10 protein-coding genes are annotated in these 13,353 nt (G+C 35.4%); 3 read left to right on the top strand and 7 right to left on the bottom strand.

Translation table 11 applies throughout. From position 1 onward, the window contains the following. Positions 1–47: 47 nt before the first annotated feature. From ACM55K_RS00740 to ACM55K_RS00730, 3 genes are all read right to left on the bottom strand, one after another. Positions 48–392 carry a HopJ type III effector protein gene (locus ACM55K_RS00740; protein WP_416848317.1) on the bottom strand — a complete coding sequence of 115 codons (345 nt, stop codon included), beginning with the start codon at positions 390–392 and terminating at the stop codon, positions 48–50. A 7-nt stretch (positions 393–399) separates the two neighbouring features. After that, a complete protein-coding gene (gene rsmI / locus ACM55K_RS00735; RefSeq protein WP_416848316.1) occupies positions 400–1,113 on the bottom strand; it encodes a 16S rRNA (cytidine(1402)-2'-O)-methyltransferase in 714 nt (237 codons plus the stop codon). Between the two features lie 123 nt (positions 1,114–1,236). Then, entirely contained in the window at positions 1,237–2,208 is a 972-nt protein-coding gene (locus ACM55K_RS00730; RefSeq protein WP_416848315.1) for a hypothetical protein, read from the bottom strand. A 197-nt stretch (positions 2,209–2,405) separates the two neighbouring features. On the opposite strand from ACM55K_RS00730, the gene ACM55K_RS00725 reads away from it, so the two are divergent. Next, positions 2,406–2,996, top strand: coding sequence for a thymidine kinase (locus ACM55K_RS00725; RefSeq protein ID WP_039108599.1), 591 nt, complete (start codon positions 2,406–2,408; stop codon positions 2,994–2,996). A 184-nt stretch (positions 2,997–3,180) separates the two neighbouring features. Here ACM55K_RS00725 and ACM55K_RS00720 read toward each other — a convergent pair whose 3' ends face one another. From ACM55K_RS00720 to ACM55K_RS00705, 4 genes are all read right to left on the bottom strand, one after another. Continuing rightward, a complete protein-coding gene (locus ACM55K_RS00720; RefSeq protein ID WP_416848314.1) occupies positions 3,181–4,491 on the bottom strand; it encodes a fibrobacter succinogenes major paralogous domain-containing protein in 1,311 nt (436 codons plus the stop codon). Between the two features lie 259 nt (positions 4,492–4,750). Continuing rightward, positions 4,751–6,217 carry an RNA polymerase factor sigma-54 gene (gene rpoN, locus ACM55K_RS00715; protein WP_416848313.1) on the bottom strand — a complete coding sequence of 489 codons (1,467 nt, stop codon included), beginning with the start codon at positions 6,215–6,217 and terminating at the stop codon, positions 4,751–4,753. An 83-nt stretch (positions 6,218–6,300) separates the two neighbouring features. Next, positions 6,301–7,737 (bottom strand): asparagine--tRNA ligase, encoded by a 1,437-nt coding sequence (gene asnS, locus ACM55K_RS00710; protein WP_416848312.1) that lies wholly within the window; start codon positions 7,735–7,737, stop codon positions 6,301–6,303. Positions 7,738–8,174: 437 nt separating this feature from the next. Next, positions 8,175–10,547, bottom strand: a complete 2,373-nt coding sequence (locus ACM55K_RS00705) for an efflux RND transporter permease subunit (protein WP_416848311.1) — start codon at positions 10,545–10,547, stop codon at positions 8,175–8,177. Positions 10,548–10,744: 197 nt separating this feature from the next. Between ACM55K_RS00705 and ACM55K_RS00700 the strand changes: the two genes are divergently transcribed. Further along, the gene (locus ACM55K_RS00700; RefSeq protein ID WP_416848310.1) at positions 10,745–13,015 is read left to right on the top strand and encodes a cation:proton antiporter; all 2,271 of its coding nucleotides are present in this window, start codon (positions 10,745–10,747) and stop codon (positions 13,013–13,015) included. Between the two features lie 2 nt (positions 13,016–13,017). Then, positions 13,018–13,347: a DMT family transporter gene (locus tag ACM55K_RS00695; protein ID WP_416848309.1), complete on the top strand. Its 330-nt coding sequence runs from the start codon at positions 13,018–13,020 to the stop codon at positions 13,345–13,347. Positions 13,348–13,353: the final 6 nt, after the last annotated feature.

The following is a 13,353-nucleotide window of genomic DNA, read 5'->3' as shown; positions in this document are numbered from 1 at the left end:
TTTGGTTTTTTATATTTAGAAAAGAGAGTTTTACAATTTTAGCAATGCTATTTTGAGATCAAAGCAATTCCATCAAATTGAATTCCGTTCCAACCCGTTTTCATAAAGTTGCGAATGTTTTGGTGATCCGTTGATTCCGGGTTTTTCAAAACGTCTTCATAATAATATGCTCCAAAACAAGATAATGTTTCTGCTTCGGTTAAGTTCTGTAATTGGGCAAAAGCAAATAATTTGCAAGAACCGGAATTTTCTCCTGCAACATTGATTTGAGAACCGTTCTGAAATGTGGTTGGAGTAAAAATATAGTTGTCTTCAATGGTGGCAATGGTATCAGTAAATGCGATTGCTTCTGGAGTTTGTTTTAGTTTTTCTAAGAAAGATGCTTGGCTCATATTTATATTATTCTTCTGATGAAAATTTTGATTTTTTAGGCTCTTTGGTAATTGTTTTTCCACTGACCACCACGACAATTTCGCCTCTTGGGGCTATTTTTTCAAAATGGGCTATGACTTCTTGGACCGTTCCGCGGATGTTCTCTTCATGCATTTTTGATAATTCCCGTGAAACCGATATTTGTCGGTCTTCACCAAAATAGGTAATGAACTCCGCTAAAGTTTTTACTAATTTATGCGGAGAAACATACAAAATCATCGTGCGCGTTTCTTCTGCCAAAGCTAAATATCGGGTTTGACGTCCTTTTTTGTCGGGCAAGAATCCTTCAAAAACAAACTTGTCATTGGGTAAACCGCTATTGACTAGTGCCGGAACGAAAGCGGTTGCCCCTGGCAAACATTCGACATCAATTCCGTTTTCGACACAAGCGCGGGTTAATAAAAAACCGGGATCCGAAATGGCAGGAGTTCCCGCATCCGAAATCAAGGCAATATTTTCTCCGGCTTTCAATCTAGAAATTAAATTTTCGATGGTTTTGTGTTCGTTGTGCATGTGATGGCTGTACATGTGCGTACCGATTTCGAAATGCTTCAACAATTTCCCACTGGTTCGCGTGTCTTCGGCGAGAATCAAATCGACTTCTTTAAGAATCCGAATCGCTCGAAAAGTCATGTCTTCGAGATTACCAATAGGCGTGGGAACGATATATAATTTTGACATAAATTAAAAAATTAAACACATCCCGAATTTTCGAGATAAGAAGTAAAACGGAATGAATTTTAAAACTTAAAATTCATTCCGTTTTTTATTTTGTTTTTGTTCAAAGGAACTATTGAAACGGAATTACAGGAATTTTTTCTCGATAATGTCCATAAAACGTTCCTCGTAATCTTGTTTTCCTTCCCAGTTATTGTAATCTGGTTTTACCATTTCCTGAATAAAATCTCTGGTTTCGTAGAACGTATCAAACGTGATTAATTGATTTAAAACACGGTTGTAATCCTCACTGCTGTTGCCAAAAAGGTGTTTTGTAAATGCAATGCGATCATTCAAGTCGATATTGATATTTTTTGCTAATTTTTCGTTTAAAGAAGCTGTTTTTGGTTCCACCGGTTCGGGTTTCACTTCTTCAATGGTGTCCAATTGTTTTTCTTCGAAATCAATGGCAATGGCAGTAGGAATGTTTTCAAGCGGATGCACTTTTACAAACTGTGCATCACTATAATTTCCGCCTAATAAATCTTCGAAAGAGATCTGTACTGCTTCCGGTTTTTTTGGCGTTTCAATTTCTGCTGCTTTTTCTTCTTCAACTTCCTCTTCTTTTGATAATTCGAAAGCAGGAAGGAATGGAGCAGTTTCCGGAGCGGTTATTTTTTCTTCAATTGCGGCTTCTTCCTCAGTAACTATTTCTTCTTCAATTACAGGTTCTTCTGCAACAACTATTTCTTCTTTTTCCTCTAAAGGCGTTTCGATAGTTTCCTCTAAAATTATTTCATCAGGAACAATAGTCGCAATTGGCTGAAATAATCCAGTTTTTTCTGCGGTTTTTTCCGTTGTAATTTCTTCAACAGCTGTTTTAGTTTCAGGTTGTACAGTTTCTTTTTGGTCAAAAACCTCTTCAATTTTTTTCTCTATTTCAGCAATTCCAATTGTTGGTTTTACGTCACTAAAATGCTCGTCTACAAATCGCAAGACAGAAAGTTTTTCATACAGTTTCTGCGTTTCCAGATATAATTGATTGATATCAGATTTATTTTTTAGTTGTAATATTCTGTGTGCAATGCTGATTAAATCGGCTTCCAATTTTTTTTTCATAACTTTGAAATTATAGTGTTTTAGGCGGGTCTTTTTCAATAAGTTTCTTCCTGAGTTTTATTTAGCATAAGGAAGAAGTAACCTTTAATAAAAATGTCATACTTTTGAAACGACGTAAAAGTATAAAATTTTTAAGTTGGTTTTATCCGTTACAAAGTAATAAAAACTATTCATTTTTTAAGTCAGAAAAATACAAAATGTTTCTCGAAAATACAGTAAATCATAAAGAACAATTTGGTTGGATTGAAGTCATTTGTGGCTCCATGTTTTCGGGTAAAACCGAGGAACTCATACGTCGTCTGAAAAGAGCGCAATTTGCCAAGCAAAAAGTAGAAATTTTCAAACCTGAAATTGATACACGCTATCATGATGATATGGTAGTTTCGCATGACGCTAACGAAATCCGTTCCACGCCCGTTCCTGCGGCCGCAAATATTGCTATTTTGGCGCAAGGTTGTGATGTGGTGGGAATTGACGAAGCGCAGTTTTTTGATGACGAAATTGTTAAAATTTGTAACGATTTGGCAAACCAAGGAATCCGTGTAATTGTTGCCGGATTGGATATGGATTTCAAGGGAAATCCTTTTGGTCCGATGCCCGCATTAATGGCTACTGCCGAATATGTAACCAAAGTTCACGCCGTATGCACCCGCACCGGAAATCTCGCTAATTATAGTTTTCGAAAAACCGACAATGACAAACTCGTCATGTTAGGCGAAACCGAAGAATACGAACCGTTGAGCCGTGCTGCGTATTATCATGCGATGCGGAAAGATCAGGAGAAGTAAAATAAAGAAAATTTGATTTTTTATAAATAGAAAACCCTTTCAGAGTTCGAAACTCTGAAAGGGTTTTTTAATTATTTCACTAAAATTTTTATAGAATGGTTACAGTTCAATCTGAATTTTTACTTTTCATTTTATTTTTCTAAATAGTATTGTTTCATTAAATGATTATTCAATATTGAATTTTCTAATCCTTTAAACAACGTACTGAAAGACCTTGATTTAAATTTGCTGCATTAGTTCCTGAATAGCCAACATCTGAATTCAAAACTCTATAAGTTTTACCATAATAATCACTACTTTCTGAAGTGGACCACCAGAATCCTTCATAATTAATTTGGGAGAAATCAACCGCATTGGGATTTGAAATCCTTAATCCACCTGGGATTCCAGTGAAACCAGAGCTATTTGTTGCTCCATCATTAGTTGGCAGCCAATGAGCAGTTCCAATCTCTTTCATCTTAAATCCTGCGGAAACCCATCCACCCAAACAATTTTCAAGTGTAACCCATTCATTATTTGAAGGAATATGCCAACCTGCTGGAGCTAATCCGCGAGAATCATTTACCGCATACCAATTATATAATTTACCATACACGGTACCATTTGCAGTCTGATTTGCATAATAACACCATGCTCCAGTGGTTAGATTATTCCATTGAGTTGCATCTTGTACTTGTGGTATAACATCACCATTACGATATTTACTTACATTAAGATTTTTTTTCATCCATAATTGACTACATATTAGTGTAGTAGGATAGATATTTCCATCTATATCAGTTACGGTTGTAACTACATTGTTTGATGTTGTAGTCAAAGAAATTTGATTCCCATAAGCAGTTCCGATACTATTAGTTGCATATGCTCTAATATAATATGTCGTATTAGCTGTTAAATTAGTAATGGATGAATTAAAAACACCAACACCACTACCATCAATAGTTTTTGAATTTGTGACAATCGGATTTTGGTTTATACTCCATGCGATACCACGATTTACGATTGTTGATCCTCCATCTGAAGTTATATTGCCACCACTAATTGCAGTTGAAGCTGTAATATTGCTAATAGAAGAAGTTGTAAGTGTGGGTAATGTTGAAATTGCGGAAGTTATATATGTAATTTCATTTCCATAGGCTGTACCAACACTATTGGTTGCATAAGCTCTAAAGTAGTAAGTAGTATTTGATAACAAACCGGTAATGGCTGAATTGAAGTTTCCTATTCCTATCCCATCAATAGTTTTTGAATTCACAATTGTTGGATTTTGACTAGTATTCCATACAATTCCTCGGGAAGTAATGCTTTTGCCACCATCTGAAGAAATGTTACCGCCAGATGAAGCTGTAGTAGTTCCGGATTTTGTAACAGTCAATGTAGAAATTATAGGTAAAGTTGGGGTGTTTTCTGTAGAAGGACCATTTTCAGAACTACAACTAAAAGCAATAATTATAGTTAATAGTATTCCTCCTAATAAATAAATTTTCTTTTTCATCTTTTAAGTTTATTTTAATGTTAGTCTGTTTTGCCATTAATTTCAAAGGCAATTCAAATGTGTTAATGACACAGTGCGTTTAATTGTTTGACTTTTAATTATTTACATTTCTAATCTAAAAATAAGTTTTTTTAAAGCCATACACAATACCCACTTTTAGTGATATTTAACATCTTGTAAATCAGTAAATTTGCTCCATAAAAAAAGGGAAAACTTGCTTCAAAACAAATTTCCCCTTTTTAGTATTTTAATTTCCAGTTTACATCTTTTTCCTCATTCTCGCTACCGGAATATCGAGTTGTTCCCTGTATTTTGCAATCGTTCTTCTTGCAATTGGATAGCCTTTTTCTTTAAGGATTTCGGCTAATTGATCGTCTGGAAGTGGTTTTTTCTTGTCTTCTTCCTCAATCGTATTCTGAAGAATTTTTTTGATTTCAAGCGTAGAAACATCTTCGCCTTGATCGTTTTTCATCGATTCCGAAAAGAATTCTTTTATCAGTTTAGTACCATAGGGTGTTTCCACATATTTGCTGTTGGCCACACGCGAAACGGTCGAAATATCAAGACCTACCATGTCGGCAATGTCTTTTAGAATCATCGGTTTCAACTTAGTTTCATCACCATCGAGGAAATATTCTTCCTGATAATGCATAATCGCATTCATGGTTACAAAAAGCGTTTCCTGGCGTTGGCGTATTGCATCGATAAACCATTTAGCCGAATCCAATTTTTGCTTGATAAACTGTACCGCGTCTTTTTGCTGTGCTGATTTATCTCGGGAATCCTTATAGGTTTGCATCATTTCCTGATAATCTTTGGAAACATGCAGGGAAGGAGCATTTCGTCCGTTTAAGGTCAGTTCCAGTTCGCCGTCCACAATTCTGATGGCAAAATCAGGAACTACATTTTCAGTAACTTTATTATTTCCGGTAAAGGAACCACCTGGTTTTGGATTCAATTTTTCTATTTCGTGAATGGCTTTTTTAAGCTGCTCATTCGAAACATTGTATTTTTGAATTAATTTATCGTAATGTTTTTTGGTAAACGCATCAAACTGATTTTCGATAATATCAGTTGCTAATGCTACGTATTCCGTTGGTGTTTTATGTTTCAATTGCAACAACAAACATTCCTGTAAATCTCGTGCGCCAACGCCTGAAGGTTCCAATTCATGAATAACCTGCAGCATTTTCTCCACCATTTTCTCATCAGTATAAATTCCTTGGGTAAACGCCATGTCGTCAACGATATCAGGAACGCTACGACGGATGTAACCCATATCATCAATACTTCCTACCAGAAATTCGGCAATTTCACGCTCTTCATCATTCAAAATGAACGTATTCAACTGATTGATTAAATCCTGATGAAAACTTACAGGAGCCGCAAAAGGCGTTTCGCGATCATCGTCATCGTCACTGTAATTGTTGGCCTGTGTTTTATAATCGGGTGTTTCGTCGTTGCTTAAATATTCGTCTATATTAATATCTTCGGCATCAATTCGCTCCGATTCGGCGTCATCATAATCATCATAATCTTCGTTGTCGAACTCGTCTTTCTCGTAATCCTCTTCCTCTTTTCCAGTTTCCAGTGCTGGATTTTCGTTCATTTCTTCCAATAAACGTTGTTCGAAAGCTTGCGTTGGCAATTGAATTAACTTCATCAACTGGATTTGTTGAGGAGATAATTTCTGGGATAATTTTAAATTTAAGAATTGCTTTAGCATTTTTATTGTTTAAAAGTTTAAGGTTTATGGTTTACCGTTGCAGAACTATCGACAACTTTAAACTTTAAACCTGAAACAAATTTTTAAAATTCTGCATTCATTGGCGTTCTAGGAAAAGGAATTACGTCACGAATGTTCGTCATTCCTGTTACAAACAATACCAAACGTTCGAATCCAAGTCCAAAACCAGAGTGAACCGCAGATCCAAATCTTCGAGTATCAAGATACCACCACAATTCTTCCTCATCAATTCCTAAGGCTTTCATTTTTTCAACCAAAACATCAAAACGCTCTTCTCTTTGTGAGCCACCCACAATTTCTCCAATTCCAGGGAAAAGGATATCCATCGCGCGAACTGTTTTTCCGTCTTCGTTCAAACGCATGTAAAATGCTTTGATATTTGCCGGGTAATCGAACAAGATTACCGGACATTTAAAGTGTTTCTCCACCAAATAACGTTCGTGTTCCGATTGTAAATCAGCACCCCATTCGTTAATGATATAGTTGAATTTTTTCTTTTTATTTGGCGTACAATCTCTTAAAATATCAATTGCTTCCGTGTACGAAACACGTTTGAAATTGTTTTCCAAAACAAAGTTCAATTTTTCCAAAAGCGGCATTTCGCTTCTCTCTGCAACTGGTTTAGATTTTTCCTCATCCAATAATCTTCCTTCCAGGAATTTCAAATCCTCCGGACATTTGTCCATTGTGTATTTGATTACATATTGAATAAAATCTTCGGCTAGATCCATGTTATCATTCAAATCATTGAAAGCCACTTCTGGCTCAATCATCCAAAATTCCGCAAGGTGACGCGAAGTATTCGAGTTTTCGGCTCTAAAGGTTGGTCCAAAAGTATAAATCTGACCCAAAGCCATTGCAAAAGTCTCTCCTTCCAGTTGTCCCGAAACCGTAAGGTTCGTTTCTTTCCCGAAGAAATCTTCTTTATAATTCACTTTTCCGTCTTCGGTTCTTGGCGTTCCGTCAAATGGCAAAGCGGTAACTTTGAACATTTCACCGGCACCTTCCGCATCCGATCCCGTGATGATTGGCGTATTCACATACACAAAACCTTTCTCTTGAAAATAACTGTGAACCGCATACGACAATACCGAACGTACGCGCATAATTGCTCCAAACATATTAGTACGCACTCTTAAATGCGCATTTTCACGCAAGAAATCCAAGCTTGGTTTATTTTTAGGTTGTATTGGGAACTTCTCAGCATCCGAATCTCCAAGGATTTCCAGTTTTATCACCTGAATTTCAAATTGTTGTCCAGCGCCTTTGCTTTCTACCAAAGTTCCGGTTACAGAAATCGCTGCGCCAGTAGTAATTCTCTTTAAAGTCTCATCTGGAGTATTCTCAAAATCGACAACACATTGTATATTATTGATTGTTGAACCATCGTTCAACGCGATAAATTGATTGTTTCTAAAAGTTCTCACCCATCCTTTTGCATTAACTTCATGAAGCGTCGTGGTACTGTTTAGTAAGTCTTTAACTTTTGTATGTCTCATTTTAATTATATAATTGATATTAAAAATTGTCTTGTAACCGAAGTGCAAATATAAAGGATTTGTTTTGAAAGTCATTGCGGGAAATAGGGTAATCAGGAGCTATTTCCCGCTATCCGCTATATCTTTTACTTTTTAAAGAAAAAAGTAAAAGGATACCGCTGCTATCGGGGCTAAACGAATGGAGAGATTTGGAGTTTTAGGAAATATTTTTTCGGAATATCCTGCACCATTTTTTTAACCTTGTAAGTTTGACATAAGTAAATCTTAATACCTACAAGGTTAAAAAAATGGTGCAGGATAAAAGTGCGAATTGATTAAATAGATTATAAGTTACCACAATTTCCTAGCCCTGATTGAAACGGCATCCTTTTCTTGTCTCTTTTTTTGAGACAAGAAAAGATAGAGTGTAAAGCGGGAAATAGCTCCAAATAAAAAAACTAATTCACTAACTCGACCTCTACAAGGTCTTCTTTTTTTGCTTTTTTCTTTTCAAAAGTCAATACCAGTGCCGGTAAAACCAATAAGTTAGCAAACATGGCAAACAACAGCGTACAAGAAATCAAACCGCCAAGCGCAATGGTACCGCTAAAGCTGGAAAGTGTAAAAGTCGCAAATCCAAGAATCAAAACCACCGAAGTATAGAACGTACTAATTCCTGTTTCTCTCAATGCACTGAATACTGATTTTTTTACTTTTCCATTGTTTTGCAGTAAATCGTGACGGTATTTTGCCATAAACTGAATCGCATTATCCACCGAAATCCCAAAAGCAATACTGAAAACCAATATCGTAGATGGCTTCAATGGAATGCCAAAATAACCCATCAATCCGGAGGTGATGCAAAGCGGTAAAACATTAGTGATTACGGACGCCATTACCATTTTACCCGATCTGAATAAATAGGCCATTAGTAATGCTATCAAGAAAATAGCGAAAATCAAGGATTCAATCAGGTTGTCAATTAAGTAAGAAGTTCCTTTTTGGAAAACCAAAGCTTTTCCGGTAAGTGTCACTTCGTAACGGTCTTTTGGGAAAACTTTATCTATTTTTTGTTGCAACTGATGTTCCACTCTTGCCATTTCTACGGTTCCAATATCTTTCATGAAAGTGGTGATTCTGGCATATTGCCCAGTAGAATCAACATAGCTTTTCATTAAGTTTTCTTTCGTGTTTTTAGTGGCATTTTTGGCATATGAAAGGATGAATGCCTGTTCTTGCGAAGTAGGTAACTCGTAATATTCCGGATTGCCGTTGTAATAGGCTTGCTTGGAATATTTAACCAAATTTACAATAGAAATAGGTTTTGATAATTCTGGAATGGTAGCAATAGTCTCTTGCAACTCGTCCATTTTTTTCATCGTGGACAATTTCATAACCCCTTTTTTGCGTTTGGTGTTAATCATGATTTCCAATGGCATAACGCCGTTGAATTCCTTTTCGAAGAAAACAATGTCTTTAAAGAAAGAAGCGCTTTTTGGCATTTCACCAATCAAACTTCCCGAAACTTTCATTTGTGAAACCCCAATTACGCTAAGTAAAAGTAGCAAAGCGTAGATGATATAAATCGTTTTTCGTTTGTATTTTACAATGTTTTCTACCCAATCCAACAAGGTTGAAATGTAGGTTTTGCTCAAGTGATACAGGTGTTTTTCCTTTGGTAAAGGCATAAAACTGTAAAAAATTGGCACAACAACCAGCGTCAACAGATATACGGAGATAACGTTGATGGAAGTCACTAATCCAAATTCAAAAAGTAAGTCGTTGCCCGTAATCATAAATGTAGCAAAACCGGCAGCTGTTGTTAAATTCGTCATCAGCGTAGCAACACCAATTTTGGAAATTACACGTTGTAAAGCTTTGGCTTGATTCTGGTGAATTTTTATTTCCTGCTGGTATTTATTAATCAGGAAAATACAGTTTGTAATCCCAATAACAATAATAAGTGGCGGAATAATAGCCGTTAAAATCGTGATTTTGTAATGGAATAATCCCAGTGTTCCAAAAGACCACATGACTCCAAAAAGCAAAATGCAAATCGAAATAAAAGTCGCTCGAAACGAACGGAAGAATAAAAAGAATATTAATGATGTAATGAACAAAGCCGCACCAATGAAAAGACCAATTTCACCTTTCATGTTCTCGGCATTTATCGTTCGGATGTATGGCATTCCAGAAACGCGAAGGTCAATTCCAGTTGTTTTTTCGAATTTCTCGATTTTTGGAACCAGATTCTCAATGATAAATGTCTTTCTTTCGGCTGTATTGACAATTTTCTTGTTTAAATAAACCGCTGAACGAATACTTCCCGATTGTTTGTTGAACAATAATCCTTCGTAAAAAGGGAGATTATTAAAGAGTTCGTTTTTTATTTTCTGTAAATATTCTGGGTTTACAGTTTGAGTTTGGTCGATTAGTGGGACCAATTCAAATTTTTCGGCAGCTTCGTTTTTTTGTAACTTTTTTAAATCATTCAAAGAAACAACCAGTTCTACTTCTTTGGAATTTTTTAAGCCAGTCATTAATTCATTCCAGGCAGCAAAAGCTTTTGGAGTGAAAAAAGTGTTGTCTTTGAAGCCTATAACAATCAAATTGCCTTCTTCACCAAACTTGTTTAGGAAGTCTTCGTATTGTTGATTTACAATGTGTTTTTTAGGAAGTAAATTGGCTTCGGTATACGTCATACCAAGGTTTTTCCATTGTAATGCCAGAAAAACGGTTAAGGCAAGAATAACTCCTAGTATTACGATTCTATTTTTAAGTACAATTCGGGCGATTAATTCCCAAAATCCTACTGTTATTTTCTTTTTCATAGCTGATTTAAAAATGCATGCAAATGTAATCAAAACCGTTATAAATCATAAAGTTTAAAGCAAACTTTTTCTATTGTTACAGGGATAATCCTTTGTTTTTTATTTTACATTAATATAATTTATGAGATATAAATTATATATTTGGTTTTCTCATCTTTGCATTTTTAAAAGAGGAGTAAGTTCACATAAAAATAAATATGAAAAACTACAAAAATGCATTATTTTATTTCGGTGTAACCGGTGGTTTCACTGCTTTAATGTATTGGATTATTAAAAAAGGAAAACATTTAGAAGGAAGTAAAAAAATCACCATTGCTACAAGTGAGAATGGTTCTTGGAATGATTTTATAGCTTCTATGCAACATAGTTTCCAAGATCCTTTAGCGATACTTTTAGCCCAAATTATAACAATTATACTTGTAGCCCGTTTTTTTGGCTGGGTTTTTAAAAAAATTGGTCAGCCCTCAGTAATAGGGGAGATTATTGCGGGTATTGTTCTTGGTCCATCTTTATTAGGGATGTATTTTCCTGAATTTTCAGCCGCTTTATTTCCAGTGGAATCGTTAGGAAATCTAAAGTTTTTAAGCCAAATAGGATTGATACTTTTTATGTTTGTCATAGGCATGGAACTCGATTTGAAAGTATTAAAAAATAAAGCCAATGAAGCAGTTGTAATTAGTCATGCCAGTATAGTTATTCCTTTTGCACTTGGTATTGGTTTAGCTTATTTCGTTTACAATAGATTTGCTCCCGAAGGCGTAAAATTTCTTTCCTTTAGTTTGTTCATGGGAATTGCGATGAGTATAACTGCTTTTCCGGTTTTGGCAAGGATCGTTCAGGAAAGAGGAATTCATAAAACTAGGTTGGGTGCGATTGTTATTACATGCGCCGCTGCTGATGATATTACTGCTTGGTGTATTCTGGCGGTGGTAATTGCGATTGTAAAAGCGGGTACATTTGTAAGTTCGCTATACATCATTTCACTGGCTATAATTTATGTTCTATTGATGATTTTTATTGTAAAGCCTTTTTTGAAAAGAATCGGGGATTTATATGGAACGAAGGACAGTATAGTAAAACCGGTTGTAGCCATCTTTTTTTTGGTGCTTATACTTTCTTCGTATGCTACTGAAGTTATTGGTATTCATGCACTTTTTGGGGCTTTTATGGCAGGAGCTATTATGCCTGATGTTCCAAAATTCAGATCTATATTTATTGAAAAAGTCGAGGACGTAGCTTTGATACTTTTATTGCCTTTGTTTTTTGTCTTCACTGGTTTAAAAACTGAGATTGGACTTCTTAATGATCCTTATTTATGGAAAGTAACTGGATTTATCATTCTGGTTGCGGTGGTCGGGAAGTTTTTAGGGAGTGCTTTGGCTGCTAAATTTGTAGGTCAGAGTTGGCGAGACAGTTTAACTATTGGTGCCTTGATGAATACTAGAGGATTGATGGAATTAATCGTGCTGAACATTGGATTAGAGCTTAAAGTGTTGACTCCTGAAGTGTTTACAATGATGGTAATTATGGCGTTGGTCACTACTTTTATGACGGGACCGGCTTTGGATTTAATCAATTATATTTTTAAAACTAGAGATGGTGTTGACTCTGAAGAAGAAACAAACCACAATAAATTCCGAATATTAATTTCGTTTGGAAATAACGAAAAAGGAAAATCGCTTTTACGATTGGCCAACAGTTTAGTAAAGAAAACAAAAGAAACGTCCACTATTACAGTAATGCATTTGTCTTTGAGTGATGAAATGCATCAATTCAATATGGATGATAAAGAGAAAAATAGTTTTATTCCAATTGTTGAAGAATCTAAAATACTAAAACAGGAAATCACCACTATTTTTAAAGCGACGATTGACATTGAAACGGATATTGCTGATATTGCGAATCAAGGCGATTACGATTTATTACTTATAGGTTTAGGAAAATCAATTTTTGAAGGTACAATCCTCGGAAAAGTGATTGGTTTTACCACAAGAATAATTAATCCGGACCGATTGATTGACAAGTTTACCGGAAAAGAGGGATTGTTTGAGAATTCTCCTTTTGACGAAAGGACCAGACAAATTATTTCTAAAACCAAGATGCCTATTGGGATTTTGATTGATAAAGATTTGCAAAATGTTGACGAAGTTTTTCTTCCAATTTTTAGTTCCGAAGATTCATTTTTGTTGGATTACGCCCAAAAATTAATTTACAATAACAATTCTAAAATAGTGATTTTGGATGTAAATGGCCATATCGATTCCAATTTTGTAATCAAAAGCACCATAAATTCTTTGGAACTAAAATATCCTAAAAACATCACTTTGATGCGAGACAAGATTCTTGAAGAGGATTTTTTATCTAAGGAAGACTTAATGGTAATTAGTCACGAAAATTGGAAAACGCTTGTCGATTCAAGAAGTGTGTGGCTGAGAGGAGTTCCGTCGGTGTTGATATTAAAACATTAAAAATGAACTGGATTTTATTGATTATTGGAGGTCTTTTTGAAGTGGGTTTTGCTACTTGTTTAGGCAAAGCCAAAGAAAGTTCAGGCGTTACCGCTACACTATGGTTGGGTGGATTTTTAGTTTGTTTGACCATTAGTATGATGTTACTTTATAAAGCCACGCAAACATTGCCTATAGGAACTGCTTATGCGGTTTGGACAGGAATAGGAGCAGTGGGAACTGTTTTGGTAGGGATTTTTATTTTTAAAGAACCGGCTGATTTCTGGAGGGTTTTCTTTATCACTACTTTAATAGCTTCGATTATTGGACTAAAATTCGTGTCGAGCCATTAGATATAA

It is taken from the genome of Flavobacterium arabinosi (genome assembly GCF_048158725.1).
Lineage (GTDB): Bacteria > Bacteroidota > Bacteroidia > Flavobacteriales > Flavobacteriaceae > Flavobacterium > Flavobacterium arabinosi.
Note: the sequence above shows the minus strand (reverse complement) of the source record. Positions and strands in the feature narration are given on the sequence as shown.